Here is a 26,805-nt window from a genome sequence, read left to right as displayed (position 1 = left end):
CCCCGGGGGCCCCGGGGCCCCGGGGGGGGGGGGGGGGGGGGGGCGCCGCCCCCCCCCCCCCCCGCCCCCCCGCCCCCCCCCCCCACGTCCGGGGGCCGCCGCGGCGGGCGTGCCCGTGCGGGCGTTGAGCGCGCCGACCAGGGCCTCGCAGCCGGCGTCGCACGCCCGGACGGAGGCGACGGCCTGCCGCACGGTCTCCGCCACGGCGGAGGTGAGGACGCGGTTGACCGTGGCGCGCCGCGGCGTCTCGCTGATGGCGACCCGCAGGGCGGTCACAGCGTCGGTGAGCTCCTCGGCGCCCGCGACCCCGTCGGCCGCGAGCCGCGCCGCGATCGCGTCGGCAGCGACCGGAACCTCGCGGCCGCTGAGCATGCCCGGCTCGGGCAGCGCGTCCAGGACGGCCAGCGAGACCGGCTCGGCCGGGTCCGGGTACGCGCGTAACGCGGCCGGGTAGAGCTCGCGGAGCACCTCGCGCAGCGCGACGGCGGCGGAGTGCCGCCCGCTGGCCAGCGCGGCGTGCGCGGCGAGCACCTGCTTGTATCCGGCGAGGTCCCGGGGGGTCGGGAGGGTGACGGCGGAGAGCGCGCCGGCCTGCAGGGCGCGGGCCAGGCCGACGGCGCGCCGCTCGGCCGGGGGCGACTGCATCTCCTCCAGGGAGTCGTCGTCGGCGAACCGCTCGGCGAAGTCGTCGACGGAGTCGTCGTCGGCGATCGCCAGGGGGCGACCCGCGGCGCTGAGCAGCGAGGTGACCGTGTGGTCGTCGCTGTCGGCGGCGATCGCCGCACCGCTCGGCCCGCCCGACCGCTCCACGAGCAGCGCGACCAGCTGGGCGTAGCCAGCCGGGTCGTCGCCGATCTCGCAGACATGCAGCAGACGGCCTGCGTCGTCGACCACAGCGGACGTCAGCGCCGATCCGGCCGAAGCCGGTCGGTCGGCCGGATCCGCCGAGGCCAGACCGCAGTACACGCGCACGAGCGCCACGGCGTCGTCCTCCTCCCGGGACACAAGGCTTTCTCTGCCAGAGACTGATGCTCCCCGTAAAGGGTCAGTCGCGCCAGTCCACGACCGCAGAGATCTTGCCGACAATGGTGCGCCAACCCAGACTTGCGGTTTGTGCCCCGATTTTCTTCAGCCGCCGACGGCCGAAGAACCCACCGACGCCGCCGTCGACCGTGGCGCGCAGCGCCTCGTCCAGGTCGTCCAGGCTGGAACCGGCGGAGAGCATGTCCAGCACCGCGGGCAGGCGCAGCGCGTACGCCAGGTCACGGGCCACCTCGCCGGCCTCGATGAGCAGCGTCGGGTCCCAGGTGTCGTGCCCGCCGCGGAGGTTCTCCACCACCAGGTCGAGCTCGTAGATGTCCTCGTCCAGCGGCGCGATGTCGGCCGGCTCCACCCGTTCGGACAGCTCGCCCCAACTGTCCAGTTGGGACAGGTCGTTGGGCGCGCCGGAACGGATGAAACTGACCAGCGACTCGGGCGTCTTGAACAGCAGCAGCTTGCCGCGGTGGCTGAGGAAGACCGGGACCTCCTCGTCGCCCGCCTCGTCCTCGGCCTCGGCGGCCGCCTCGGCGTCCTCGTCGTCGGCCGTGTCGCGGCGGGCCTTGCCGTCCTCCTCGTCGCTCTCGGCGAACTCCTGGGCGACCTCCTCGTCGAGGATGACGACCGTCTCGTCGTCCTCGTCCTCCTCGACGACCTGGCGGCGGGCCAGGAACGGGTCGTCCTGGTCGCGCTCGGCGACATCGGTGGGGGTCAGTTCCCGCGCCGGCCGGTACGCCCGGAGCGTGTAGCCGGTGCCGGCGGGCAGCGCGATCTCCACCGGGTCGATCCGCAGCTCGTCCCAGAGGGCGCGGGCGGCCTCGGCCGAGACGGTTGCGGTGTCGGACTCGGCCGTGTCGTCCACGTCGTCGAGCTCGGGCTCGTCGGCGTCGGGCCGTTGGGGCGACTGGCGGGCCACGCTGACCTCCGTGTGCTTCGGGTTGCCCACCCGCCGGCGTGCGCCGCCGACGAGTGACTCTGGGCACATACCCTAGTGGGCGACTCCGGGTGACCGTGGCCGCACCCCGGTGGCGGAGCGGCCCGCCAACAAGTAGCCTCTCTACGCATGAAGGCCCAGGCGCTGCACGGACACCTCGACGCGCTGCTGCTCGCCGTGCTGGAGCAGGGCTCGATGCACGGCTACGCGATCATCGAGGCGCTGCGGAACCGCAGCGACGGCCAGCTCGACCTGCCCACCGGCACCATCTACCCGGCGCTGCGCCGTCTGGAGCGGGCCGGCCACGTGGCCAGCACCTGGAGCACCGTCAACGGGCGCGAGCGGCGGACCTACCAGCTCACCGACGCGGGGCGGCGGGCGCTGGCCGGGGAGCGGTCCGGGTGGCGCGAGTTCAGCAGCACCGTCGGCCGGTTCCTCGACACCGACGCCCCACCCACCGCGCCCGCCTGACGACGCCCCGCCCGGCCCGCCGACGGCCGGCACCGCGATCGTGGGCACCTCTGCGGGGCGGCCGGCCCGCGGGGTCAGCGGGCGGCGAGCAGCCAGGTGCGGGCGGCCCGGCCGAGCCACACGTAGCCGGCGGCGGCCGCCACGGCCCCGACGAGCATCGGCGGCCAGGTGAGCGCGCCCTCCCACAGCCCGATCGACCACGCGAAGAGGGCCGCGCCGGCCAGCACGCCGAGGGCGAGGACCCCGGTCAGCGCCGCGCCCACCGCCCGGCCGATCGCGCCGTTGCCGCGCAGCGCCCACCGGCCGGCCCCGGCCAGCAGCAGCCCGACCGCCGCCAGCACGAACGCGGCGGCCCAGATCCAGTTCACCGAGGCCGACAGCAACTGGTAGCCGGCCGGCGGGCGGGGCCCGTCGCTCCAGCTCGCCCCCCGCCAGGTGAGGTCGCCGGCGACGAACGCGAGCGCGGCCAGCCCGAGCACCCGCAGCGACAGCCCGCGCAGCGCGCCCACCGCCAGCTCCGCCTGGTAGGCCGGGGCGAGCAGCGCCGCGGAGCCGAACTCGGCCACCGCCCGGCGCTGGGCCTCCGCCGCCGGCAGCCCGTCCTCCCGGTACGCGTCGACGGCGTCCAGCAGGCCGTGCCGCGCCTCGGTCAGCAGGCCGGACTTCAGCCGGCGCGGCCCGCGCAGGCGCGCGTCCAGCTCCCGCAGCCGCTCCTCCACCATGGTCGCGTCGTCGCACCGCATGGCACCACCCTGCCACGGATGGCCGCCGGGCGGCGTCCGGGGCAACCCTGGCCCGACCCGGAGGTGGGAGCGGGGGAGGAGCGGGCCGGGCTCAGGGGCGCAGCGCCAGGTACCCGCGTTCGGCGGCCTCCTGGAGCAGCCACTGGTCCCGGTACCAGCCGGGGGCCGCGACGAGATCCGCGTGCCGGCCGCGCTGGGCCACCCGGCCGGCGTCCAGCACCACGATCTCGTCGAGGTCGGCCAGCCCGCTGAGCCGGTGGCTGATCAGCAGCACGGAGTGCCCGGCCGGGGTGGCCGCCAGCGCGGAGGCGAGCACCGCGTCGGCGGCGGCGGGGTCGAGCCCCTCGGTCGGCTCGTCGAGCACCAGCACGCCCGGCGCGGCGAGCAGCGCCCGGGCCAGCGCGAGCCGCTGCCGTTGGCCGCCGGAGAGCTGACCGCCCTCCTCGCCGACCACGGTGTCCCAGCCGTCCGGCTGCGCGCGGACCCAGTCCAGCAGCCCGGCCGCCGCCGTCGCCGCCGCCAGTTCGTCCTCGTCGGCGCCGGGCCGCCCGAGCAGCAGGTTGTCCCGCACGGTGGCGTGGAAGACGTACGCCTCGGCGAGCAGCCCGCCGACCGCGCGGGGCAGCTCCCCGGCCCGGTACGTCGACAGGTCCCGCCCGTCCAGGGTGACCCGCCCGCGCTCGGGGCGTACGGAGCCGGTGAGGACGGCGGCGAGGGTGCTCTTGCCGGCGCCGCTCGGCCCGACCACGGCCACCCGGCGGCCGGGCGGCAGCTCCAGGTCGAGCCCGTCCAGGGCGGGCGCGGCGCCCTCCCGGTAGCGCACGGTCAGCTCCTCGAACCGCACGTCGTACGGCCCGGGGCCGACCGGCGCCCCGTCGGACGTGGGCGCCTCGTCCGCCTGCTCCAGCAGGGCGGCCACCCGGGTCAGGCCGGTGCGGAGCTGGGTCCACTGCCGGGCGGCCCCGACCAGCGCCAGCGCGATCTCGACGGCGGCGAGCGTGCCGACCGCCAGTACGCCGACCAGCACCCCGTCCACGTCCGCGGCCAAGGCGGCGAGCACCACCGCGCCGGCGGTCAGCCCGGCCACCAGCACCCCGGCCGCGTCGACGGCGAACCCGGTGGCGGCGAGCCGCCGCTCCAGCCGGGCCAGGCGCCGCGCGCGTTCCCCGGCCGCGTCCAGCGCGTGCCCGGTGGCGCCGAACGCGGCCAGGTCGGCGGCGCCGTGGGTGAGGTCGACCGCGTCGGTGGCGAGCGCGCCGCGCAGCGGCGCCAGTTCGGCGCCGGCGCGCCGGGTCAGCGCGGTGGCCAGGGCGGGCAGCGCGACCCCGGCGACCAGCAGCCCGACGGCGAGCGCCCCGGCGGCGGCCGGCGAGACGAGCGCCGCCCCGCCGACCGCGACCAGGCTGACCAGGGCCGCCGCCGAGGCCGGCACCAGCACCCGCAGCAGCAGGTCCTGAACCGCCTCCACGTCCGAGACGAGCCGGCTCAGGGCGTCGCCCGAGCGCTGCCGGAGCGTCGGCCGGGCGGCGAGGCTGGCGAACACCCGGGCGCGGACGTCGGTGATCAGCCGTAGCGCGGCGTCGTGCCCGGCGAGCCGCTCGGTGTAGCGGAGCACCCCCCGGCCGACCGCCAGCGCCCGGACCGCGACGATCGCCACGGTGAGGCGGTCCAGTGGGGGCCGGCCGGCGGCGCTCATCAGGAGCCAGGTCGCGGTGGCCATCAGGGCGAGGCCGGCGAATTCGGTGGCGGCGGCGAGCAGCCCCGCGCCGAGCAGCCGGTTCAGGTACGGCCGGGCCAGTCGCAGCACGGTCCGCTCGGGGGAGCGGGCGCGGGTCTCGGCGGAGTCGCCGGGCGGCATCGGCTCGTCGGTCATCGGGTCGCCTCCCCGGCCGCCGCCGGGGTCAGCTCCGTGACCCGGCCGTCCTCGATCCGCAGGATCCGGTCCGCGTCGGCGAGCAGCGCCGGCCGGTGCGCCACCAGCAGGGCCGTCCGCCCGGCCACCAGCCGACGGGTGGCGTCGAGGACGACGGCCTCGCTCGCGGTGTCCAGCCGGGCGGTCGGCTCGTCGAGCAGCACCACCGGGGCGTCCCGCAGGAACGCGCGGGCCAGCGCGACCCGCTGCCGCTGCCCGCTGGACAGGCCGTGTCCGCGCTCGCCGAGCACGGTGGCGAGCCCGTCGGGCAGCCCGGCGACCACGTCGTCCAGGGCGGCGTCGCGCACGGCGGTGGCGAGGGCCGCGTCCGGGGTGTCGGGGGCGCCGAGCCGGATGTTGTCGGCCAGCGAGGCGGCGAAGAGGTGGGCCCGCTGCGGCACCCAGGCGACCTGGCGGCGCCAGGCGTCCAGGTCCGTGCCGGCCAGGTCCACGCCGCCGACGGTGACCCGGCCGGCGGTCGGGGCCACGAAGCCGAGCAACAGGCCGAGCAGCGTGCTCTTGCCGGCGCCGCTCGGGCCGACGACCGCGACGCGTTCGCCCGGCCGGATGGTCAGCGTGACGTCGCGCAGCGCGGTGGTCCGCTCGTACGCGACGGTCACCGACTCGAACCGGATCTCGCCCCGGCCGTCCGGCGTCGCCGCGCCCCCGCCGGGTGCGACCGGCGAGGGGGCGGCGGCCGAGAGGGTGAGTGCCTCGTCCAGCGCGGTCAGGCCCTCCATGCTGGCGTGGAACCGGCTGCCGGCCGCCCGCAGCGGCAGGTACGCCTCCGGCGTGAGCAGCAGCACCAGCAGCGCGGTCTGCAGGGTCAGGCCGCCGCCGAGCAGGCGTACGCCCACCGGCACGGCGACCAGCGCCACCGAGAGGGTGGCGACCAGTTCCAGCACCAGGGCGGAGAGGAACGCGATCCGCAGCGTCTTCATGGTCGCCACCCGGTGCCCGTCGGCCATCCGGCGGACGGCGTCGGTCTGCGCCCGGGCCCGGCCGAACGCGCGCAGCGTGGGCAGCCCGGCGACCATGTCGAGGAAGTGCCCGCCGAGCAGGGAGAGCCGCCGCCACTGCCGCTCGGTGGCGGCCTGCGCCTGCCAGCCGAGCAGCGCGCCGAAGATCGGGATCAGTGGCAGGGTGGCCGCGATGATCAGCGCCGAGCTCCAGTCGGCGACGAAGACCCGCACCAGCACGGCGACCGGCACGGTGACGCTCAGCACGAGCTGCGGCAGGTAGCCGGTGAAGTAGGCGTCCAGCGCGTCCAGCCCGCGCCCGGCCAGCGTGGCGAGCTGCCCGGCGCGCTGGCCGGCGACCCAGCCGGGGCCCTGCCGCCCGACCGCCCCCAGCAGCTCCTCGCGCAGCGCTGCCTTGACCGTCGCCGCGACCCGCGCCGACACCGTGCCCTGCGCCCAGACCAGCAGCGAGCGGGCGGCCACCGCGGCGACGAAGCCGGCCAGGGCGGGCCGGTCCAGCCGCCCGTCGAACCCGGTCGCCAGCAGGGCGGCCAGCGCGGTGGCCTGCGCTACGACCAGCCCCGCGGCCAGCACGCCGAGCAGCGCGAGCACGGCGAGGTCGCGCCGGGCCGCGGGGACCCGGCGCAGCAGACGCGGGTCGAACGGGCGGCGGTTCACCAGTACACCGGTGCCCTGCCGTCGGTCCGTCCCCGGAAAACCCACCAGCACATCGCCTGAAAGCCTAGTAGGGCCGGCAGGAGCGGCACCGTCAGCCAGCCCAGCAGCCGCAGCGTGGGCGCGCTCGCCGCCGCATCGGCCACCGTCAGGGACGCGCCGGGGTCGACCGTGGAGACCAGCGCGTAGGGCCAGAGGGTCGCGCCGACCAGCGCCACCGGCAGCGCCAGGGCCGCCCCGGTGGCGGCGAAGGCGAGCCCGGGCCGCCGCCGGCCGAGCGCCACCCGGGCCGCCAGCACCGCCGCCACCAGCAGCAACGGCAGCAGTACGCCCACCGCGGGCTGCCGCGCGGCGGCGCGTACGTCGGCGGAGAGCAGGCCGAGCGCGGTGGCCGCGCCGACGGCGACGAGCGCCACCGGGACGAGCCGGCGGGCCAGCCGCCCGACCGGCGCGGCCTCGGCGGCCGGCAGCCGGAGGGTGAGGAAGGTCGCACCGTGCAGGGCGACCAGTGCGACGACGGCGAGGCCGGTGGCGGCCACGAACGGGGTGAACAGGTGGGTCACGCCGGCGACGTGCCCGTCGGCGTGCAGCGGCACGCCCTGGAGCAGCCCGGCCAGCAGGGCGCCCCAGCCGAGCGCGGCGAGCAGGCTGCCGACGACCACGATCCGGTCCCAGCCGGCGCGGGCCCGTGGGCCGGCCGGGCGGCTGCGCAGTTGCACGCCGACGGTAACGAGGATCACCCCGGCCAGCGCGCCGACCACGGCCGGGTAGAAGCCGGAGAGCAGTTCCCCCTCCAGCACGGGGAAGGCGCCGAACAGGATGCCGACGGCGGCCACCAGCCAGACCTCGTTGCCGAGGAAGAACGGGCCGACGGCGTTCAGGGCGGCGCGGCGGCGGGCCGGGTCGGCGCCCCGGGCGAGCAGCAGGCCGACGCCGTAGTCGTAGCCGCCGAGCACCAGGTAGGTGGCGAAGAAGAGGCCGAGCAGGGCGTACCAGGCGAGTTCCACGTCGTCTCCTCAGGCGAAGGCGGGCTCGGGGCGGGGGTCGGCCGGCGGCTGCTGCGGCGGGCGGCCCAGGGCGGGGTCGTGCGCGCCCCGGGCGGCGTGCCGGGCCAGCAGGACCCAGTTGGTGACGGCGAGGGCGCCGAGCAGCAGGCTGAATCCGATCAGCGAGGCGAGCATCAGCCACGGGTCGACCGGCGACACCGCCCGGTCCACCGGCAGCAGCCCGTACGCGACCCAGGGCTGGCGGCCGACCTCGCGGGAGATCCAGCCGAGGATTACCGCGACGAACGGCAGCGGCAGGGCGAGCAGGATGATCCAGAGCGGGAAGCGCAGCCGCACGGCCCAGTCCCGCCAGAGCAGGGGGAGCAGCAACCAGAGCAGGCCGAGACCGAAGCCGATCAGGATCATGAAGCCGAGGCCGACGCTGGCCAGCACGGGCGGGCTGTAGTCGCCGGGGCCGAACCGCGCGGTCCAGTCGGCGACCAGCGCGTCCGCCGCGGGGCCCCCGCCGAACTTCGTGGGCTGCACCTGCCCGACCGGGCCGAACTGGGCGAAGCCGAAGCTCTGCACCATGCTGATCGACAGCGCCGCGGTGACCAGGCCGATCCGCAGCGAGGTGCGGAACAGCACGTAGTCCGGGGTGCGCCGGATCAGGTGCCAGGCGCTGACCGCGGCCATCAGCATCCCGCCGACCAGCAGCGCGGCGGAGACCACGTGGGCGAAGGCCATGCCGAGGCTGGGGTTGGTCAGCAGCGCGGTGAAGTCGGTGAGGTGGGCGACGCCGTCGCGCACCTCGTAGCCGACCGGGTTCTGGAGCCAGGAGTTGGCCACCATGATCCAGAACGCCGAGGCGTACGCGGTGAGCGCGACGCCCCAGAGCAGGGCGAGGTGGACGCCCTTGCGCAGCCGGTGCCAGCCGAAGATCCACATGCCGAGGAACGTCGACTCCAGGAAGAACGCGACCAGCGTCTCGATGGCCAGCGGCGCCCCGAAGACGTTGCCGACGTAGCGCGACAGGCCGCTCCAGTTCAGCCCGAACTGGAACTCCATCACGATGCCGGTGGCGATGCCGAGCACGTAGTTGATCACGTAGAGCTGGCCCCAGAAGCGGGTCAGCCGTTCGTAGACCGGCTTGCCGGTCAGCACGGCGGTGGTCTGCAACCCCACGAGCAGGGTGACCAGGCCGAGGGTGACCACCACGAACAGGAAGTGGATCGAGGTGGTGGTGGCGAACTGCAGGCGGGCGAGGAGCAGCGTGTCCATGGCCGGCTCTCCGTACTGTCGGCTCACTTGTCGTAGTGAGCCTACACGTAGGTTGCCTACGCATGACTACTACGCATTGTCGTAGAGAAGAGTGCGACAATGCGTAGTAGTTGAGGGGCGCGTCGGACGCGCCGGGTCAGCTGAGGAAGAGCGAGATCGGCAGGACGGCCAGCGTGGTGGCCACCGACAGGGCGACGGCGCCGAGCACCCGGGGCGGCCGGTCGGCGACCAGCAGGCGCTGCACCCGGACGTCCAGGTCACGGTCGCCGAGACCGAGGGCGCCGGCCGGAGTGATCCGACTTCCGGCTGCGGCGAACCGGCGCAGCGCGCGGCCCAGCGCCTCGGGGTGCGCCTCCCGGGCCTTGTCGTCGGCGCGCATCTCGACCAGCAGCGCGACCCGCTCGTGGATCCCGCGCACCCAGCCGAACCAGGGCAGCGCCCGGCAGAGCGCGGTGAACGGGAGCAGCACCAGATCGTGCCGTTCCTGGGCGTGGGCCCGCTCGTGGCTGAGCACCGCCGCCAGCTCGGCGCGGTCCAGCAGGCTGAGCGCCCCGGCGCTGACCACCACCTGCGGTTTCACCCCCGGCAGGCAGTACGCCGCCGCGCTCGGGTGGTCGAGCACGAGCGCGCCGGGCGCCGCCGGATCGTTCCGGGCCACCAGGGCGAGCAGGTCCCGGTGCCGGCGCTGGGCGCGCACCGTGTGGAGCAGGGTGCGTACGGTCGCGGTCAGCAGCACGGCGCCGATGCCGAAGCCGAAGGCGACCAGGCTCAGCTGGACGGCCCCGAGCCCGGGCGGCAGGGTGCCGTGCACCAGATCGCCGCCCAGGGCCAGCAGCGCGCTCCCGGTCGGCCGGTCGTACGGAGCCAGACCCACCGCGATCGGCAGGCCCACCTCGGAGAGGCCGAGCGCCAGCCCGATCGCCTGCCAGCAGATGATCGCGACCCGGGGGCTGCGCCACGGCCAGGTGGAGCGGGCCAGCACCTGCGCGGTCAGCAGGCAGGCCAGCATCGACGCGGCGAAGTGCAGAGCGTACGCCACGGCCGTCGCCCTACCGGTCCGCGACCTCGTCGGCGACGGGCGGGCGGACGACCCGGTCGGTCGGCGCCTCGACCCGGTCGGTCAGCTCACCCGGAGCAGCCGGCATGCCGCCGGCGGCCTCGGCGGCCAGCGCGGCGCGCAGCACCTCGGCCTCGGTGCCGGTCACCGAGTGGGCGAAGCGCACCAGCGCGGCGTCCCGGCTGCCGCCGAGGTCCAGGGCGTCGAGCATGAGCTGGGCGATGTGCGCCTCGCGGCTGGCGGCGGCCCGGTAGCGCCAGGCCCGCCCCTCCCGCTCGCGCTGCACCATGCCCTTGCCGGCCAGCCGGTCCAGCACGGTCATCACCGTGGTGTACGCCAGCTCGCGGCCGTCCAGCGCGTCGGCCACCTCGCGCACGGTGATCCCGTCCGACGTGACGGGGACCGAGTCCCACAGCACGTCCATCACCGCACGTTCGAGATCACCAAGCCGAGTCACGCCGCAATCCTACCCCTGGTAGTAGACCCGTCTCAGGCCAGCACACCCGAGCCGCCCCTCCCCGGGCAGTACACCTGAGCCCGACCCCCTCCCGCGGACCTGGCCGAAGAGGGTTTCGGGGGGAGCCCGCGCGGAGGGATCAAGCCTGACCGCCCGGAGCGGGTGGGCTCCCCCCGAAACCCCACGCGGGCCGACCGCGACCTCACACCCCCTTGGGGTGCCAGACCGTCTTCGTCTCCAGGAGGCTGGTCATCCGCGTGATCCCCGGGTCGGCGAACCAGTCGTGGTCGGCCGGGGCCGGCCGGAGCACCCGCTTCAGGTTCTCCGCCGCCCTGACCTCCAGCTCCGCCGCCAGTTCGGCGTCGGTCACCCCGGTCAGGTCGATCGCGTTGACGTCCATGTGGCTCGCCAGCGTCGGCACGGTCTCCGACAGGCGGCCGGTCAGGATGTTGACCACCCCGCCCGGCAGGTCGGAGGTGGCCAGCACCTCGGCCAGGGTCACCGCGGCCAGCGGCGCCGCCGGCGAGGCCGCCACCACGACGGTGTTGCCGGTGACGATCGCCGGGGCGATCACGCTGACCAGGCCCAGCAGCGCCGGCTGCTCCGGGGCGGCCACCGCCACCACGCCGGTGGGCTCCGGCGAGGAGAGGTTGAAGTACGGCCCGGCGACCGGGTTGGCGCCGCCGTACACCTGGGGCAGCTTGTCGGACCAGCCCGCGTACCAGACCCAGCGGTCGACCGCCGCGTCCACCTCGTCGCCGGGCACGCCGAGGGCGACGAACTGCTCGCGCCGACCCTCCAGCATCTCGGCCACCCGGTAGAGGATCTGACCCCGGTTGTACGCGGTCGCCCCGGCCCAGCCCTTCACGGCGGCGCGGGCGGCGACGACGGCGTCCCGCGCGTCCTTGCGGGAGGCCAGGGAGACATTCGAGTCCTGCACGAGATACGACCGTCCCGACTCGCTGCGCGGGAACTTCCCGCCGATGAAGAGCTTGTACGTCTTGCGTACCGCGACCCGCTCAGACATTGAGGTAGCCCTCCAGCCCGTGCCGGCCGCCCTCGCGACCGTAGCCCGACTCCTTGTAGCCGCCGAACGGCGAGGTGGGGTCGAACTTGTTGAACGTGTTGGCCCAGACCACACCGGCGCGCAGCCGGTCGGCCATCCACAGGATCCGGGAGCCCTTGTCGGTCCAGATCCCGGCCGACAGCCCGTACGGCGTGTTGTTGGCCTTCTCGACGGCCTCGGCCGGGGTGCGGAACGTCAGCACGGACAGCACCGGGCCGAAGATCTCCTCGCGGGCGATCCGGTGCGCCTGGGTGACCCCGGTGAAGATCGTCGGCGCGAACCAGAAGCCGCGCTCCGGCAGCTCGCACGGCGGCGACCAGCGCTCGGCGCCCTCGGCGGACCCGGCCTCGGACAGCTCCCGGATCCGCGCGAGCTGGGCGGCGGAGTTGATCGCGCCGATGTCGGTGTTCTTGTCCAGCGGGTCGCCGACCCGGAGCTGGGCCATCCGGCGCTTCAGCGACTCCAGCACCCGGTCGGCGACCGACTCCTGCACCAGCAGGCGGGAGCCGGCGCAGCAGACGTGGCCCTGGTTGAAGAAGATGCCGTTGACGATGCCCTCGACCGCCTGGTCGACCGGGGCGTCGTCGAAGACGATGTTGGCCGCCTTGCCGCCCAGTTCCAGGGTGAGCTTCTTGCGGGTGCCGGCCACCGCGCGGGCTATGGCCCGGCCCACCTCGGTCGAGCCGGTGAAGGCGACCTTGTCCACGCCCGGGTGCTCGACCAGCGTGCGGCCGGTGTCGCCGGCGCCCGTGACGATGTTGACCACGCCGGCGGGCAGGTCGGCCTGCTGGCAGATCTCGGCGAAGAGCAGGGCGGTCAGCGGGGTGGTCTCGGCCGGCTTCAGCACCACGGTGTTGCCGGCCGCGAGCGCCGGGGCGATCTTCCAGGCCAGCATCAGCAGCGGGAAGTTCCACGGGATGACCTGCGCGGCCACGCCCAGCGGGCGCGGGCTCGGCCCGAAGCCGGCGTGCTCCAGCTTGTCGGCCCAGCCGGCGTAGTAGAAGAAGTGGGCCGCGACGAGCGGGATGTCGACGTCGCGGGACTCCTTGATCGGCTTGCCGTTGTCCAGCGACTCCAGCACGGCCAGCTCGCGGGAGCGCTCCTGGATGATCCGGGCGATCCGGAACAGGTACTTGGCCCGGTCCCGGCCCGGCATCGGACCCCAGACCTTCTCGTACGACTGCCGGGCGGCGCGGACGGCGCGGTCCACGTCCTGCGCGCCGGCCTCGGCGACCTCGGCGAGCACCTCCTCGGAGGCCGGGTTGATCGACTTGAAGCTGCCGCCGTCGGTCGGGTCGACGAACTTCCCGTCGACGAAGAGCCCGTACGAGGGCTTGATGTCCACCACCGAGCGGGACTCGGGGGCGGGTGCGTATTCGAACATCGGCTCTCAGTCCAGGGTGAAGTAGTCGGGACCGGAGTAGGTGCCGGTCGTCAGCTTGGTGCGCTGCATGAGCAGGTCGTTGAGCAGGCTGGAGGCGCCGAACCGGAACCAGTCCGGGTCCAGCCAGTCCGCGCCGACGGTCTCGTTGACCATCACCAGGTACTTGATCGCGTCCTTGGTGGTCTTGATGCCGCCGGCCGGCTTCACGCCGACCTGCCGGCCGGTGGCGGCGCGGAAGTCGCGGACCGCCTCCAGCATCACCAGGGTCACCGGCGGGGTGGCGGCCACCGGGACCTTGCCGGTGGAGGTCTTGATGAAGTCGCCGCCGGCCAGCATCGCCAGCCAGGAGGCGCGGCGCACGTTGTCGTACGTGGCCAGCTCGCCGGTCTCCAGGATCACCTTGAGGTGGGCGTCCCCGCAGGCTTCCTTGGTGGCCACGATCTCGTCGTAGACCTCCTTGTAGCGGCCGGCCAGGAACGCGCCCCGGTTGATCACCATGTCGATCTCGTCGGCGCCGGCCGCGACGGCGGCCCGGGTGTCGGCGAGCTTGACCTCCAGCGGCGCCTGACCCGACGGGAACGCGGTCGCCACGCTGGCCAGGTGCACGCCCGAGTCGCGCAGCACCTCGGCGACGTGCGGGACCATCGAGGGGTAGACGCAGACCGCCCCGACGTGCGGGCAGGACGGGTCGGCCGGGTCGGGGCGCAGCGCCTTGGCGGCCAGCGCCCGCACCTTGCCGGGGGTGTCGGCCCCCTCCAGGGTGGTCAGGTCGACCATCCGGATCGCCAGGTCGATGGCCTGTGCCTTGGCGGTGGTCTTGATGGAGCGGGTGCCGAGCTGTGCCGCCCGCTGCTCCGCGCCGACCTGGTCCACGCCGGGCAGGCCGTGCAGGAAGGTCCGCAGAGCGGTCTCGGATCGTCCCAGCTCGGAGAGTTCCGACCGGGCCGACGTCGCTGTCGCCGTCATACCTCGAAGTCTACGCATCCGACCGATGCGTGATCTTGGTCACGGTGCCGTCGGTCGATCCGGGTGGTGAGCGACGTCGCTGCTCCGCCCGCACTCGCAGTGCGGGCGCGGGCGGACCGGTAGGTTGAGCGATCGTGGACGTACACGTCATTGACCATCCGCTCGCCCAGTCGCGGCTGACCGCCATGCGGGACGCGCGCACCGACTCCTCCTCGTTCCGGGCGGCGCTGCACGAACTCACCACCATGCTGGTGTACGAGGCCGCGCGCTCGTTCCCGATCGAGAAGTACCCGGTGCAGACCCCCGTCACCGGCACCGAGGGCACCCGGCTGGCGAACCCGCCGCTGCTGGTGCCGGTGCTGCGGGCCGGCCTGGGGATGGCCGACGCCGCGCTCGGCCTGCTGCCGGAGTCGTCGATGGGCTTCGTCGGCCTGGCCCGCGACGAGGAGACGTACGAGCCGCGCGCCTACATGGAGTCGCTGCCCCGGGACCTGAGCGGCCTGCCGGTGCTGGTGCTCGACCCGATGCTCGCCACCGGCGGCTCGCTGGAGCACTGCTGCCGGCTGCTGGCCGACCGGGGCTGCACCGACATCACCGTGCTCTGCGTGCTCGCCGCGCCCGTCGGCATCGAGCGGCTGGAGCGCTCCGGCCTGCCGCTGCGCCTGGTCACCGCCTCGATCGACGAGGGCCTCAACGACCGGATGTTCATCGTGCCGGGCCTCGGCGACGCCGGCGACCGCCAGTTCGGCGGCATGCCCCGCTTCTAGGCGGAGCCCTCACGCCACGCCACACCACCCGCCCCGGCGCCGCCGGGGCGGGTGCCCCGGCCGACAGGCCGTCCCACCCGGTCGGTGACCCTCCACCCCGGCCGACAGGCCGTCCCGCCCCGGCCGGTGACCTTTCCGCCCCGGCTGCCGGTAACGATCCGCCCCGCCCGCGACACATACCTGGTGTCCCTGTCAGGAACTGCGGTCGGGAGATCGATAGTGAAACCCGTGGGTGAGCGGGGCGAGGGCTGGTTCACCGGCCTCTACGCCGCGCACTACCCGGACATCGTCAGGTATGGCCTGCGCCGGCTTCCCGATGCCGACGCGGCGGCCGAACTCGCCCAGGACGTGTTCGTCGTCGTCTGGCGGCGGCGCGGCGAGGTGCCCGAACGCGCTCTTCCGTGGCTCTACGCAGTCGCGCGTCACGTGGTGGCGAACCGGTGGCGGTCCCGGCGCGACGGTCCGAGCCTGCTCCCGCTCGCCGAGGCGGACCACGTACCGGCACGAGTCGTCGAGCCCGACGCCGTCGCGCCGGTGCTCGACCTGCACCGGGCGCTGCGCACGCTGCCCGAAGCCGACCAGGAGATCCTCCGGCTGGTCGGCTGGGAGGACCTGAGCGTCGCCGATGCCGCCGTCGTACTGGGCTGTACCCGGTCCGCCGCCGCCGTGCGGCTCTACCGGGCCCGGCGCCGACTGCGCTCCGCCCTGGCCGCCCCCACCCCCGCCCGCGACGCCCGGCCGGCGTCCGCCCATGTCTGAGAGGAGCACCATGCACACCAAGCAGCAGATCCGGGATCTTCTGGGCCCGGCCGACCCGGCGCGCGACGCCGTCGTACCGCCGTCGCCCCTCACCGCCCGCGACCTGATCCTCCGCGCGGAGGACGCGACCGCCATTCCGGCCGGGCCGGTACGGCGGGCCGCGCCCCGGCGCACCGTGCTGGTCGGCGCAGCCGCCGCGGTTGCCGCGCTCGGCTCCGCCGGGGTGGCGCAGGTGCTGCGGGACGGGCCCGTGCCCGTCACCCCGGCACCCGCGCAGCCGGTCGCCGGGACCGTGCTTCAGCCGGTGTCCTACGAGATCGCCGCCGCCGAACCGGCCGGGCGGCACCTGCGGGCGCTCGCCGCGCGCATCGTGGACGCACCACACGAAGGCGCCGCCGGCCGCTACTCGTACCACCACACCAAGTCCTGGGGTGGCGCGGCGATGATGTCGCCCGAGGGCCACATGATGAGCTTCGTGCAGGAACGCCGTGAATGGGTGGCGGACGACGGCCGCCGCTGGCAGGACGCCAAGCCCCTGGACGTCGAGTTCCCCGACGCGGCGTCCCGGGAATACTTCTCCACACGGCCACAGCCGCGCAGTGCCAACCCCTCGGCCACCAGGCCGCCGCAGGGGATCCAGGAGATCCCACGCGCCCCGGAGGGCAGGCCGTTGCCGGCCGACCGGGCGGAACTCGCGCGCTGGCTCGGGACCGGGAAGCCGGCGGGCGAGCTGGCCATGCGCACGTACCACCTCTACAGCAGCTACCTGGTGCCGCGGCGGACCCGGGCCGACCTCCTCACCATCCTGGCGGAGAAGCCCGGCTTCGTGTGGCGCGGCCGGGTCGTCGACCGGGCCGGCCGCCAGGGCGTGGCCGTCACCGCCGACCTCGTCCCACCGTCGGGGCAGACCCCGCAGCGGGCGCAGATGCTGCTGGTCTTCCACCCGTCGACCGGCGAACTGCTCGCGTACGAATACCTGGAGACGGCCCCGATGCGCCGCGTGCTGCACTACCTGCTCATGCTCGACGCCCGTCGCACCGACACGGTGAGCTGACCGACCGTCCGCCCCGCCGGGGCGGTCGGGGCGCGTGGCCCCGACCGCCCCGGCCTGCGGCGACGGCGAGGCGCACGGACGCGGCGGCGCGCCATCGACGTCGAGTGGGTGCGCGGAATGCGCGCACCCGCTAGCGTCTCCGGCCATGACTGGTGTTGCTCTCGCCGAAGAGCTGCTTCTCCTCGCGTACGACGACGAGACCGGCAAGGCGACCATGCCGCGGATCAGCCTCGACCTGGGAATGGCCGCCGCGGTACTGATCGAACTGGCCCTGGCCGGGCGGATCGTCTACTCCGAGGGGGCCCTGACGGTGGCCGACCCGACGCCCACCGGCGAGCCGCTCGTCGACGGGGTCCTCGCCCGCATCGCCGCCGACACCCCGCACAGCCCGTCGTCCTGGGTGCAGCGGCTGCGGCACGGCCTGCGCGACAAGATCCTCGACGCCCTGTGCACCCAGGGCGTGGTGCGGGACGTCGACGAGACCGAGCTGGGCTTCATCCACGTGCACCGCTACCCGACGGTGGATCCCGCCGTCGAGGCGGACACCCGGCGCCGGCTCGCCGAGGCGCTGGCCGACGGGCAGCTCCCCGACGAGCGGACCGCCGCCCTGGCCACCCTGGTCGCGGTGCTGCGGATGGAGCCGGCCCTGGGCCTGACCGGCGACGCGGCAGGGGAGGCCCGCCGCCGCCTGGAGGAGATCGCCGGCGGAGCCGGCTTCTCCGGCAACGTCAGCCTCGACGACTCGGTCGTCCGCCCCTCGGTGGGCCTGGTCGTGGCCGCCCTGGGCAGCGCGGTGGACGCCGCCCTCGGCCCGCGCCGCTGACACGACGCGCACGCCAGCGGCGCTGCCCGCGCCGCTGACGCCACGCGCACGCCCCGATCCGACACCACCCCCGGCCCCTTCGCTCTGCTTCAACCCACGCAACACGGGTGGTGCGTTTCCGTCGCGTCGGTGAAGCAGAGCAAAGGGCGCAGGGGCGGGTGCCCGGAAGCCCGATCAGAGACCGAGAGCGGCCGCGATCTCCGCGCGGAGGGCCGCGACGGCCTCCGCGGCCCGGGCGCGGGCCGCGGCGACGTCGCCGTCCGCCACCGGCTCCACCACCTCCAGGTACGCCTTCAGCTTCGGCTCGGTGCCGGACGGCCGGATCACCACCCGCGCGGCCCCGGTGCGCAGGATCACCACGTCCGCCTCGGGGAGCAGGTCCTGCGCCTCCGTGACCGGGTGGCCGAGCAGCGCGGTCGGCGTCGCGGCGCGGATCCGGGCCATGGCGTCGGCGATCACCCGCAGGTCGTCCACCCGCACCGAGAGCTGGTCGGTGTGGTGCACGCCGAACTCGGCGGCCAGCTCGTCCAGCCGGTCGGTCAGGGTGCGTCCCTGCGTCTTCAGCCCGGCGGCCAGCTCGGCCACCGTCAGCGCGGCGGTGATGCCGTCCTTGTCGCGGACGTGCTCCGGGGCGACGCAGTAGCCGAGCGCCTCCTCGTAGCCGTAGACCAGCGGTTCGGCCCCGCCGCCGGCCCGCACGATCCACTTGAACCCGGTCAGCGTCTCGTCGTAGGGCAGGCCCCGGGCGGCGCACATGGCCCGCAGCAGGGACGACGACACGATCGTGGTGGCGTACAGGCCGGTGACGCCGCGCCGCATCAGGTGGTCGGCCAGCAGCACGCCCACCTCGTCACCGCGCAGCATCCGCCAGCCGGGCCGGTCGGCGGCCGGCTCCGTGGGACCGGCGACCTCGCCGCGGGCGCTCGCCGCCGGGCCGGTGTCCCGGACGACCACCGCGCAGCGGTCCGCGTCCGGGTCGTTGGCGATGGCGATGTCCGCGCCGGTCGACTCGGCGAGGGCGACCAGCCGGTCCACCGCCCCCGGCTCCTCGGGGTTGGGGAAGGAGACGGTCGGGAACGCCGGGTCCGGCTCCGCCTGCTCGGGCACCACCCCCGGCACCGGGAAGCCGGCCCGGGCGAAGGCCGCGGTGAGCACCGCCGCCCCCACCCCGTGCAGCGGCGTGTACGCCACGGCCAGCTCGCGCGGCCCGTCCGGGTCGATCACCGCAGTGGCCCGCTCCACGTAGGAGGCCACCAGGTCGTCGCCGAGCACCTGCCCGGCCGGGCCGAGCGGCACCTCGGCCAGCGGGCCGACCGACCGGATCGCGGCCTCGATGCCGGCGTCGGCCGGCGGCACGATCTGCGCGCCCGCCCCGAGCGCCCCGCCCAGCTCCGCGCCGAGGTAGACCTTGTAGCCGTTGTCCTGCGGCGGGTTGTGGCTGGCGGTCACCATCACCCCGGCGACCGCCCCGAGGTGCCGCACCGCGTACGCGAGCACCGGGGTGGGCAGCGGGCGGGGGAGCAGCAGCGCCGGGCGCCCCGCGCCGGTGGCGACCTGGGCCGTCCGCTCGGCGAACTGCCGGGAGCCGTGCCGGGCGTCGTACCCGATCACCAGCGGGCCGGTGCCGCCCTGGGCCGCGAGCCAGGCGACCAGCCCGGCGGCGGCCTGGGTGACCACCGCGAGGTTCATCCCGTTCGGACCGGCGCGCAGCGGGCCGCGTAGCCCGGCGGTGCCGAAGGTCAACGGGCCGGCGAACCGGTCGGCCAGCTCCGGGGCGCTCGCCGGCAGGCGGTCGAGCACCGCCCGCAGCTCGTCCCGGCTGGCCGGGTCGGGGTCGTCGTCGAGCCAGCGCCGTGCTTGCTCGCGAATGTCGTCGATGTCAGTGGTTTCCGCCGGCATGCCTCTTGATAGCACGCCGGCGGATCACCGCTTGTCTTCCCCTGCGATCAGCCGGCGTCGGTGAGCTGGAACGTCTTCACCATCTCGTCGAAGATCGGCTTGCTCTCGGCGAACTTGGCGTCGGTGGAGGTGAGGTAGAACGAGTACGACTTGCCGTCGTGGACCACGCCGCGCCAGACGCCGTGCCGCTTGGCCTCGCCCTCGCCGCAGGTGTACTCGAACTCGGCCGCCTGCTTGCCGACCCACTCCATCTCGTTCATGGCGAGCTGGGCGTACGGCTTCGCGCAGGACTTGGAGCGGTTCTTCAGACCGTCCTCGGCGACCTCGGCCCAGCGGATCGAGGTGGTGCGGAAGTCCTCCACGAGGATCCGCACCTTGCGGCCCTCGTCCTCCGGGTCGACGTAGTCGACCCAGTTGCCGGCGCTCTTGCGCTCCCAGCCCTGCGGCACCATGACCCGCACGCCCTTGCCGGAGTGCTCCTTCATCTCGGGCGCGCCGGCCGGGGCCGCCGTGGTCGGGGCGGCCTGCGGGACGGTCGGCGCGTCGTCGCCGCCGGTGAACAGGACGACCGCCCCGATCAGCAGCACCACGGCCAGGCCGCCGGCGGCGGCGAGCTGCACCTTGCGGGGCCAGCCCTTGACGGTGCCGACGACCTGGTTGCCGATCGCGCCCACCCGGCCGCCGAGCCCGCCGCCGGGACCGCCCGCGGCCGGCGCGGTGGCGGGGGTCGCCCAGGGCTGCCCGGTGCCCGGCACCGACCACTGGCCCCCGCCGTACGTGCCGCCGAGGTGCTGCGTGGCCTCCGGCGGGCCGCCGAAGACGGGGGCGCCCACGCCCACCCGCTGGGTGGCGTCCGGCTGCCCGAAGGCGGGCGCGCCGGTCCCCATCCGCTGGGTGGCGTCCGGCTGCCCGCCGAACCCGACCAGGCCGGCCGCGTTGGTGCGCAGCTGCTGGGTGGCGTCGGAGCCGGCGACCTGCGGCGTGGCCTCGGGGCCGCCGTAGGTGCGGCCGGCCGGCGTGGGGGTGACCGGGGCCGGCATCGCGCCGGTGGGGGTGTGCAGCGGCCCGGCCAGCGCGTCGGCGCTGGTGTCCTCCATCGCGGTGGGGCTGGCGGGGAGGGCGGCCTGCGCGGGGCGCTCGCCCCGGCGCAGCGCGGCCAGCCGGTCGGTGAGCGACTCGCCGGGGTTGAGCATCGCCCGGCCGCCGATCTGCCCGGTCGGCTTCGGCTGCTCGGGCTGGGCGGCCGGCGGGGCGGGCAGCGGCCGCTGCTGCACCGGCACGACCGAGTACGGGTCGGTCATCGAGTTCACCGCGGCGGCGTTGCTGGTCAGCGGGCCGGCGAGCAGCTCGCGCAGCATCGCCCGGGCGGTGTGCACGTCGAGGCGGCGGGCCGGGTCCTTCTCCAGCAGGCCCATCAGCACCCGGGTCAGCGGCCCGCTGCGCTGCGGCGGGGCGGGCGGGTCCTCGACCACCGCGTGCATGGTCTCGATCGGGTCGCCCTTGTCGAACGGGGGCCGCCCCTCCACCGCCGTGTAGAGCGTGACGCCCAGCGAGAACAGGTCGCTCGGCGGGCCGAACTCCTGGCCCATCGCCCGCTCCGGGGAGATGAAGTGCGGCGAGCCGAGCACCATCCCGGGGGTGGTGAGCTGCACGTCGGTGGGCATCCGGGCCACGCCGAAGTCGGTCAGCACGCAGCGGCCGTCGGCGCAGATCAGGACGTTGGCCGGCTTGACGTCGCGGTGCAGCACGCCGATCGCGTGCGCCACCTCCAGCGCGCCGAGCAGCGCTATGCCGATCTTGGCGACCACCCGCTGCGCGACCGGCCCGTCCTCGATCACCATGTCGGCGAGGCTGCGGGCGTCGAGCAGCTCCATCACGATCCAGGGTCGGCCGCCCTCGGTGACCACGTCGTAGACCTGCACGACGGCCGGGTGCTGGATCGCGGCCGCCGCGCGGGCCTCGCGCAGGGTGCGCTCGTACATGGCGTCGCGGTCGCTGGGGGCCAGACCCGGGGGCAGGACGACCTCCTTGACGGCGACGTCCCGCCGCAGGAGCGTGTCTGTGGCACGCCAGACCGTGCCCATGCCGCCGTTGCCCACCGCGGAACGCAGCGAGTAACGACCACCGATGGTCGTGCCGGGGGTCGCGCGTCCGTTGGGGGGACTGACTGGTCCGCCGCTCCACGTCGGGATCTGAGTCACAGAAAAGCCACCGGGGGAAATCGAGGGGGGCTGGGACACAACTCCCCTATCTTGCTGGTTCCGACGCCCGATGCGAAACCCGACGCGACGGACGTTTACCGAACTGGACCATACGTGCCCTGACGTTCACCTCTCGTCGATGTCCACGGGTCGGGTGTGCGCTATCCCTCACCCGCCGACGCCGTCGCGCGTCCTACCATCCGCTAATGAGCGAACGGCGGTCAAGCGAGTCCGGTTTCCCGATCAAGGGCGTCTACACGGCCGCCGACCTTCCGGAGGACCTGGACTCCCGGCTGGGCGGCCCGGGCGAGTTCCCGTACACGCGGGGGGTCTACCCCACCATGTACACCTCCCGCCCCTGGACGATGCGCCAGTACGCCGGCTTCGGCACCGCCACCGAGTCCAACGCGCGGTACCACCAGTTGTTGCGGGCCGGCACGATGGGCCTCTCGGTCGCCTTCGACCTGCCGACGCAGATGGGCTACGACTCCGACGACCCGATCGCGCACGGCGAGGTGGGCAAGGTCGGGGTGGCCATCGACTCGATCGAGGACATGCGGCTGCTCTTCGACGGCATCCCGCTGGACAAGGTCTCCACGTCGATGACCATCAACGCGCCCGGCTCGGTGCTGCTCCTGCTCTACCAGCTCGTGGCCGAGGAGAACGGCGTCCCCGGCACGGCGCTGAACGGCACGATCCAGAACGACATCCTCAAGGAGTACATCGCCCGGGGGACGTACATCTTCCCGCCGAAGCCCTCGCTGCGGCTGGTCGCCGACACCTTCGGCTACTGCCGCAAGGAGGTGCCGAAGTGGAACACCATCTCCATCTCCGGCTACCACATGGCCGAGGCCGGCGCGACGCCCGCGCAGGAGATCGCGTTCACCCTGGCCAACGGCGTCGAGTACGTCCGGGCCGCGCTCGCGGCGGGGCTGGCCGTGGACGACTTCGCACCCCGGTTGTCGTTCTTCTTCGTCGCCCGCACCACGCTGCTGGAGGAGGTGGCGAAGTTCCGGGCCGCCCGGCGGATCTGGGCCCGGCTGATGCGCGACGACTTCGGCGCCAAGGACCCGAAGTCGATGATGCTGCGCTTCCACACCCAGACGGCGGGCGTGCAGCTCACCGCCCAGCAGCCCGAGGTGAACCTGGTCCGGGTGGCGGTGCAGGGGCTCGGCGCGGTGCTCGGCGGCACGCAGTCGCTGCACACCAACAGCTTCGACGAGGCCATCGCGCTGCCCACCGAGAAGGCGGCCCGGCTGGCGCTGCGCACCCAGCAGGTGCTGGCGTACGAGACCGACCTGACCGCCACCGTCGACCCCTTCGCCGGCTCGTACGTGGTGGAGGCGATGACCGCCGAGATCGAGGCGGCGGCGACCGAGCTGATGGACCGGGTCTTCGACCACGGTTCGGCGGTCGACGCCATCGAGGCGGGCTTCCAGAAGCGGGAGATCGAGCAGTCCGCGTACCGGATCGCGCAGGAGATCGACTCCGGCGAGCGGGTGGTGGTGGGCCTCAACCGGTTCGCCATCGACGAGGAGGAGCCGTACGAGCCGCTGCGGGTCGACCCGGCGATCGAGGCGGCGCAGGCCGAGCGGCTGGCCCGACTGCGCGCCGAGCGGGACGCGGGCGCGGTCGAGCGGGCGCTGGCGGAGCTGCGCGCCGCCGCCGAGGGCACGGAGAACGTGCTCTACCCGATGAAGGAGGCGCTGCGGGCCCGCGCCACCGTCGGCGAGGTCTGCGGCACCCTGCGCCAGGTGTGGGGGTTGCACCGCCCGGCCGACCGCTTCTGAACGCTTCCGACCTGACCGGCCGTCGGCCGTTCCGGCGGATCCCGCAGGCCGGTCGGTCGGAGCGTTTTCGCAGGTCGCACCGCATGCCGGGCGAGCGCTACAGTCAGAGTCAGTTCCCGTCGCCGATCGGCGACGCAGACCGCGGGAGCAGGCCCGGCGACGCCGCCGGAGGGGCTTCCGCGTACGGCGGGGCGGCGTGGCCCACCGGTCACGGCGGTTGCCGGAGGGGTTCGGGGGTATCCCGACGGGGTGGACCCGGACGCACACGGTGTGCGGTCGTTCCGTGCTCGGTCGTGTGACCGTCTTCGGAGCCTCGCCGCCGACAGCGGTCGCGTAATTGTCGGAGTGTCAGTTCACCGGACCGACTAATGCGACAATTCGGAACGACGGCTCCCGAGATCGGCGTCGATTTGGTGACGACCGGGTCGGTTACGCGGTGTAGGAGGTGTGGGGCAGATGACGGCGTTCGAACGCGATCTACCTGCTGTCCCGCAGATCTACGAACGCTCCCAGCAGGGCATTCGTGACGCTGCGCGCTCTGATCATCACCGGAACGACGTTGCGCAGCGTCACCGCCGGAGGTCTAGGCTGTCTGCTGTTCCTGATGATCCATCCATCTCTAGTGAACGAGAATTCGACGTGACGAGTGCGTTGACGCTGCCGACCGGCAGCCAGCTGGCGTCGTCCTGGCCGGAGGCGCCGTCCGGGTCCCAGCCCCTGCCGTTCGAGCTGGACCACCTGCTCGCCCTCCGGGTGCCCGGGCTGATCGCCACCCGCCGTCACCTCCACTCGCATCCGGAACTCTCCGGCGAGGAGTTCGAGACGGCCGCCCTGATCGCCCGGGAGCTGTCCCTGGCGGGGCTGAGCCCGCGACTGCTCCCCAAGGGCAACGGGGTCATCTGCGACATCGACGGCCGCCCCGACGGCCCGGTGGTCGCGCTGCGCGCCGACATCGACGCGCTGCCGCTGACCGATTCGAAGGACGTGCCGTACCGCTCCACCGTGGACGGCGTCTGCCACGCCTGCGGCCACGACGTGCACACCACCGTCATGCTCGGCGTCGGCATGCTGCTGGCGCAGCTCGCCGACCTCGGCGAGCTGCCCGGCCGGGTCCGGCTGATCTTCCAGCCGGCCGAGGAGATCCTGCCCTGTGGCTCGCTGGAGGTCATCGAGGCCGGCGGCCTCGACGACGTGGTGCAGATCTTCGCGCTGCACTGCGACCCGAACCAGCCGGTCGGCAAGGTCGGCCTGCGGGTCGGCCCGATCACCGCCGCCGCCGACAACGTCACCGTCCGGCTCACCGGCCCCGGCGGGCACACCGCCCGACCGCACCTGACCGTCGACCTGGTCGACGCGCTGGGCCGCCTGATCACCGAGGTGCCGGCCCTGGTCAGCCGCCGGGTGCCGGCCAACAGCGGGCTGCTGCTGGTGTTCGGCCACGCCTCGGCCGGCACCCGTTACAACGTCATCCCCTCCGAGGCGTGCGCCTCCGGCACCCTGCGGGTGATGGACCGCGACACCTGGGAGCTGGCCCCCAAGATCGTGGGTCAGGTCGTCCGCGACGTCATCGCGCCGACCGGGGCCACCGTCGACCTGGAATACCTGCGCGGTCGCCCCCCGGTCAGCAACGACTCGCGGGCGATCCAGATCCTGACCGCCGCCACCGCCGCCGCGCTCGGGCCGGAGGGCATCGCCGAGACCCCGCAGAGCATGGGCGGCGAGGACTTCTCCTGGTACCTGGAGTACGTCCCCGGCGCGCTCGCCCGGCTCGGCGTGGGCCGCTCCGGCCCGAACGTGGACCTGCACCGCGCCTCGTTCGACGTCGACGAGCGGGCCATCCCGGTCGGCGTGCGGCTCATGGTCCAGACCGCGCTGCGGGCACTGGCGGCGGCGCGGTAGGCAGCGGCGCCGCCGGCCCGGCCGGCGTCACCGGCGGCGGGCCCCTGCGCCGCCGCCGGCGCAGCACCACCAACAGCACCGCCAGCGGTACGCCGAACACCAGCAGCCACGGCAGCACCGCGCCCAGCACGGTCAGCAGGACGGTCATCGAGGTGAGGAAGACCGTCCAGCCGCCCTTGAGCCCGACCAGGAAGCCGATCTCGGTCTCCTCGTCGGTGGTGCTGACGTCCGGCCCGACCAGCGACACGGTGATCGTGGACAGGCTGGTCAGGTCCGTCAACCGCTCCTTCTTCGCCTCCAGCGAGGCCAGGTCGGCCTCCCGGCGGGACAGCTCGTTCTCCAGCGACACCAGGTCCGTGATCGTGGTGGCCCGGGCCAGCAGCCGCCGGGCGCTCTCCACCCGGGCGCGCTGGGTGGTGATCCGGGCGTCCAGGTCGACCATCTGCTCGGTGACGTCCTCGGTGTCGATCTCCCGCCGCTCCTGCCGGCCCAGCTTCGCCAACTCGTCGACGACCCCGTAGAACTTCGCCGCTGGCACCCGCAGCTCCAGCTGTGCCGTCGCGTCGGCATCGGCGCTGCGCCGCCGGTCGCCGCCGACGAAGCCGCCGGCTGCCGTCACGGTGGCGATCGCGCTCCGCGCGGCGGCGTCCACATCGTCCACCTTCACCCGCATCGTGCCGGTGTAGATGATGGACCGCTGGTCGACCCGCAGGTCCGGCGCGCCCGCGCCGCCGCCCTGCTCGGCCTGCCCGCCGCCCTGGTCCGCCCCGCCGCCGGCCCGGCCCTTGTCCGCCGGGGCGGCCTGCGGCGCGCTGACGGCCGAGTCGTTGCTCCCGCCCGAGTCGCCGCTGCCGCAGGCCGCCAACCCCAGCAGCGCGACCAGCGCGGCGGCCGTCAGCCGTACGCCCCGACGCCGTCGTTCCCGTCCGTCCATCCCGGCTCCCCTCGTCCTCGCCCCCGTGTGGGGCGATACGTCAGACGCGGCGCGCCAACACGCCGGTTCCGGCAGACTGCGCTCAGGACATCACGATTCGATAATCTTGGAGTCACGATGCACATCACCAAGTACGCCCACTCCTGCGTCCGGGTGGAGCACGACGGGGGAGTGCTCGTCGTCGATCCGGGCGTGTTCAGCGAGCCCGCGGCGCTCGACGGGGCGGACGCGGTGCTGATCACCCACGAGCATCCCGACCACGTGCACGTCGAGGCGGTCACCCGGCAGCTCGACCGGCGTCCGTTCCGCATCCACGGCCCGGCCGCCCTCGCCGGCACCCTGGGCGACGCGGCCGAGGCGCTCGACCCGGTCCAGCCCGGACAGTCGTTCACGGCCGCCGGGGTGCCGGTACGCGCCTACGGCGGCCGGCACGCCGTGATCCACCCCGACATCCCGGTGGTGGACAACCTGGCCTATCTGATCGGCGACGTGGTCTACCACCCCGGGGACAGCCTGGTCGTCCCGGAGGACGTGCAGGTCGACACGCTCTTCCTGCCGATCCACGCCCCGTGGACGAAGTTCTCCGAGTCGTTGGACTTCCTCCGCGCCGTCGCCCCGCGCCGGGCGTACGCGCTGCACGACGGGCTGCTCAACGACCACGGGCTCGGCGTCCTGAACAGCAACTTCACCCGGCTCTCCGAGGTCGACTACCGCCGGCTCGAACCGGGCACGCGAATCGACGCCTGACGG

General features: G+C 74.6%; 22 protein-coding genes and 1 pseudogene. 8 read left to right on the top strand and 15 right to left on the bottom strand.

Going from position 1 to position 26,805, the window contains the following annotated elements; translation table 11 throughout:
• Positions 1 to 1,005, bottom strand: a pseudogene (locus tag ABT006_RS06415) (transposase); the annotation flags it as partial.
• Positions 1,006 to 1,045: 40 nt separating this feature from the next.
• The gene (locus ABT006_RS06410; RefSeq protein WP_350703545.1) at positions 1,046 to 1,984 is read right to left on the bottom strand and encodes a SatS C-terminal domain-containing protein; all 939 of its coding nucleotides are present in this window, start codon (positions 1,982 to 1,984) and stop codon (positions 1,046 to 1,048) included.
• A gap of 117 nt (positions 1,985 to 2,101) precedes the next feature.
• On the opposite strand from ABT006_RS06410, the gene ABT006_RS06405 reads away from it, so the two are divergent.
• Complete coding sequence (locus ABT006_RS06405) at positions 2,102 to 2,443, top strand: PadR family transcriptional regulator (protein WP_350703543.1); 342 nt, start codon at positions 2,102 to 2,104, stop codon at positions 2,441 to 2,443.
• A 74-nt stretch (positions 2,444 to 2,517) separates the two neighbouring features.
• On the opposite strand, the gene ABT006_RS06400 is transcribed toward ABT006_RS06405, so the two are convergent.
• The 10 genes from ABT006_RS06400 to deoC form a co-directional block, all read right to left on the bottom strand.
• The gene (locus ABT006_RS06400) at positions 2,518 to 3,186 is read right to left on the bottom strand and encodes a permease prefix domain 1-containing protein (RefSeq protein WP_350703541.1); all 669 of its coding nucleotides are present in this window, start codon (positions 3,184 to 3,186) and stop codon (positions 2,518 to 2,520) included.
• Positions 3,187 to 3,277: 91 nt separating this feature from the next.
• Positions 3,278 to 5,059, bottom strand: a complete 1,782-nt coding sequence (gene cydC, locus ABT006_RS06395) for a thiol reductant ABC exporter subunit CydC (RefSeq protein WP_350703539.1) — start codon at positions 5,057 to 5,059, stop codon at positions 3,278 to 3,280.
• The gene (cydD, locus tag ABT006_RS06390) at positions 5,056 to 6,735 is read right to left on the bottom strand and encodes a thiol reductant ABC exporter subunit CydD (protein WP_350703537.1); all 1,680 of its coding nucleotides are present in this window, start codon (positions 6,733 to 6,735) and stop codon (positions 5,056 to 5,058) included. Before cydD ends, cydC begins: the two co-directional genes overlap by 4 nt.
• Positions 6,732 to 7,739 (bottom strand): cytochrome d ubiquinol oxidase subunit II, encoded by a 1,008-nt coding sequence (gene cydB, locus ABT006_RS06385; RefSeq protein ID WP_350703535.1) that lies wholly within the window; start codon positions 7,737 to 7,739, stop codon positions 6,732 to 6,734. The genes cydD and cydB overlap by 4 nt, the downstream gene beginning before the upstream one ends.
• Positions 7,740 to 7,748: 9 nt before the next feature.
• Complete coding sequence (locus tag ABT006_RS06380; RefSeq protein WP_350703534.1) at positions 7,749 to 8,999, bottom strand: cytochrome ubiquinol oxidase subunit I; 1,251 nt, start codon at positions 8,997 to 8,999, stop codon at positions 7,749 to 7,751.
• Positions 9,000 to 9,135: 136 nt separating this feature from the next.
• Positions 9,136 to 10,038 (bottom strand): M56 family metallopeptidase, encoded by a 903-nt coding sequence (locus ABT006_RS06375; RefSeq protein WP_350703532.1) that lies wholly within the window; start codon positions 10,036 to 10,038, stop codon positions 9,136 to 9,138.
• Positions 10,039 to 10,048: 10 nt separating this feature from the next.
• The gene (locus ABT006_RS06370) at positions 10,049 to 10,513 is read right to left on the bottom strand and encodes a BlaI/MecI/CopY family transcriptional regulator (RefSeq protein ID WP_350703530.1); all 465 of its coding nucleotides are present in this window, start codon (positions 10,511 to 10,513) and stop codon (positions 10,049 to 10,051) included.
• Positions 10,514 to 10,715: 202 nt separating this feature from the next.
• A complete protein-coding gene (locus ABT006_RS06365; RefSeq protein WP_350703529.1) occupies positions 10,716 to 11,540 on the bottom strand; it encodes an aldehyde dehydrogenase family protein in 825 nt (274 codons plus the stop codon).
• Positions 11,533 to 12,963: an aldehyde dehydrogenase family protein gene (locus ABT006_RS06360; protein WP_350703527.1), complete on the bottom strand. Its 1,431-nt coding sequence runs from the start codon at positions 12,961 to 12,963 to the stop codon at positions 11,533 to 11,535. Before ABT006_RS06360 ends, ABT006_RS06365 begins: the two co-directional genes overlap by 8 nt.
• 6 nt (positions 12,964 to 12,969) lie before the next feature.
• On the bottom strand, positions 12,970 to 13,929 hold the full coding sequence (gene deoC, locus ABT006_RS06355; RefSeq protein WP_350703525.1) for a deoxyribose-phosphate aldolase: 960 nt from the start codon (positions 13,927 to 13,929) through the stop codon (positions 12,970 to 12,972).
• 134 nt (positions 13,930 to 14,063) lie between these two features.
• Between deoC and upp the strand changes: the two genes are divergently transcribed.
• The 4 genes from upp to ABT006_RS06335 all read left to right on the top strand — a co-directional run bounded on the left by upp (position 14,064) and on the right by ABT006_RS06335 (position 17,332).
• Entirely contained in the window at positions 14,064 to 14,696 is a 633-nt protein-coding gene (upp, locus tag ABT006_RS06350; protein WP_334558303.1) for a uracil phosphoribosyltransferase, read from the top strand.
• 228 nt (positions 14,697 to 14,924) lie between these two features.
• Complete coding sequence (locus tag ABT006_RS06345; protein ID WP_350703523.1) at positions 14,925 to 15,455, top strand: RNA polymerase sigma factor; 531 nt, start codon at positions 14,925 to 14,927, stop codon at positions 15,453 to 15,455.
• A complete protein-coding gene (locus ABT006_RS06340) occupies positions 15,448 to 16,509 on the top strand; it encodes a CU044_5270 family protein (protein ID WP_350703521.1) in 1,062 nt (353 codons plus the stop codon). Before ABT006_RS06345 ends, ABT006_RS06340 begins: the two co-directional genes overlap by 8 nt.
• A gap of 145 nt (positions 16,510 to 16,654) precedes the next feature.
• The gene (locus ABT006_RS06335; RefSeq protein WP_350703520.1) at positions 16,655 to 17,332 is read left to right on the top strand and encodes a GOLPH3/VPS74 family protein; all 678 of its coding nucleotides are present in this window, start codon (positions 16,655 to 16,657) and stop codon (positions 17,330 to 17,332) included.
• A gap of 174 nt (positions 17,333 to 17,506) precedes the next feature.
• On the opposite strand, the gene ABT006_RS06330 is transcribed toward ABT006_RS06335, so the two are convergent.
• Together ABT006_RS06330 and ABT006_RS06325 are read right to left on the bottom strand one after the other, a co-directional pair.
• Positions 17,507 to 19,231, bottom strand: coding sequence for a phospho-sugar mutase (locus tag ABT006_RS06330; protein ID WP_350703518.1), 1,725 nt, complete (start codon positions 19,229 to 19,231; stop codon positions 17,507 to 17,509).
• A 47-nt stretch (positions 19,232 to 19,278) separates the two neighbouring features.
• Positions 19,279 to 21,432 carry a serine/threonine-protein kinase gene (locus tag ABT006_RS06325; RefSeq protein WP_350703516.1) on the bottom strand — a complete coding sequence of 718 codons (2,154 nt, stop codon included), beginning with the start codon at positions 21,430 to 21,432 and terminating at the stop codon, positions 19,279 to 19,281.
• A 206-nt stretch (positions 21,433 to 21,638) separates the two neighbouring features.
• Here ABT006_RS06325 and ABT006_RS06320 point away from each other — a divergent pair, with 206 nt between their 5' ends.
• Positions 21,639 to 23,222, top strand: coding sequence for an acyl-CoA mutase large subunit family protein (locus tag ABT006_RS06320; protein ID WP_350685901.1), 1,584 nt, complete (start codon positions 21,639 to 21,641; stop codon positions 23,220 to 23,222).
• Positions 23,223 to 23,861: 639 nt separating this feature from the next.
• Positions 23,862 to 25,121: an amidohydrolase gene (locus ABT006_RS06315; protein ID WP_350685899.1), complete on the top strand. Its 1,260-nt coding sequence runs from the start codon at positions 23,862 to 23,864 to the stop codon at positions 25,119 to 25,121.
• Here ABT006_RS06315 and ABT006_RS06310 read toward each other — a convergent pair.
• Positions 25,078 to 26,055, bottom strand: a complete 978-nt coding sequence (locus tag ABT006_RS06310) for a DUF4349 domain-containing protein (protein WP_350703515.1) — start codon at positions 26,053 to 26,055, stop codon at positions 25,078 to 25,080. The genes ABT006_RS06315 and ABT006_RS06310 overlap by 44 nt on opposite strands.
• 117 nt (positions 26,056 to 26,172) lie before the next feature.
• Here ABT006_RS06310 and ABT006_RS06305 point away from each other — a divergent pair, with 117 nt between their 5' ends.
• Positions 26,173 to 26,802 carry an MBL fold metallo-hydrolase gene (locus ABT006_RS06305; RefSeq protein WP_350703514.1) on the top strand — a complete coding sequence of 210 codons (630 nt, stop codon included), beginning with the start codon at positions 26,173 to 26,175 and terminating at the stop codon, positions 26,800 to 26,802.
• Positions 26,803 to 26,805: the final 3 nt, after the last annotated feature.

Origin of the sequence: Micromonospora sp. NPDC002717 (assembly GCF_040295705.1) — a bacterium.
In the GTDB taxonomy this organism is placed as follows: domain Bacteria; phylum Actinomycetota; class Actinomycetes; order Mycobacteriales; family Micromonosporaceae; genus Micromonospora.
The sequence above is the reverse complement of the archived record's forward strand: the minus strand, read 5'-3'. Positions and strand labels throughout refer to the sequence as shown.

Excerpts from the sequence above, each read along its gene's own strand:
- ABT006_RS06405 (WP_350703543.1), top strand. The coding sequence starts at position 2,102 with ATGAAGGCCCAGGCGCTGCACGGACACCTCGACGCGCTGCTGCTCGCC.
- ABT006_RS06400 (WP_350703541.1), bottom strand. The coding sequence starts at position 3,186 with ATGCGGTGCGACGACGCGACCATGGTGGAGGAGCGGCTGCGGGAGCTG.
- cydC (WP_350703539.1), bottom strand. The coding sequence starts at position 5,059 with ATGACCGACGAGCCGATGCCGCCCGGCGACTCCGCCGAGACCCGCGCC.
- ABT006_RS06380 (WP_350703534.1), bottom strand. The coding sequence starts at position 8,999 with ATGGACACGCTGCTCCTCGCCCGCCTGCAGTTCGCCACCACCACCTCG.
- ABT006_RS06365 (WP_350703529.1), bottom strand. The coding sequence starts at position 11,540 with ATGTCTGAGCGGGTCGCGGTACGCAAGACGTACAAGCTCTTCATCGGC.
- ABT006_RS06360 (WP_350703527.1), bottom strand. The coding sequence starts at position 12,963 with ATGTTCGAATACGCACCCGCCCCCGAGTCCCGCTCGGTGGTGGACATC.
- deoC (WP_350703525.1), bottom strand. The coding sequence starts at position 13,929 with ATGACGGCGACAGCGACGTCGGCCCGGTCGGAACTCTCCGAGCTGGGA.
- ABT006_RS06340 (WP_350703521.1), top strand. The coding sequence starts at position 15,448 with ATGTCTGAGAGGAGCACCATGCACACCAAGCAGCAGATCCGGGATCTT.
- ABT006_RS06335 (WP_350703520.1), top strand. The coding sequence starts at position 16,655 with ATGACTGGTGTTGCTCTCGCCGAAGAGCTGCTTCTCCTCGCGTACGAC.
- ABT006_RS06330 (WP_350703518.1), bottom strand. The coding sequence starts at position 19,231 with ATGCCGGCGGAAACCACTGACATCGACGACATTCGCGAGCAAGCACGG.
- ABT006_RS06320 (WP_350685901.1), top strand. The coding sequence starts at position 21,639 with ATGAGCGAACGGCGGTCAAGCGAGTCCGGTTTCCCGATCAAGGGCGTC.
- ABT006_RS06310 (WP_350703515.1), bottom strand. The coding sequence starts at position 26,055 with ATGGACGGACGGGAACGACGGCGTCGGGGCGTACGGCTGACGGCCGCC.
- ABT006_RS06305 (WP_350703514.1), top strand. The coding sequence starts at position 26,173 with ATGCACATCACCAAGTACGCCCACTCCTGCGTCCGGGTGGAGCACGAC.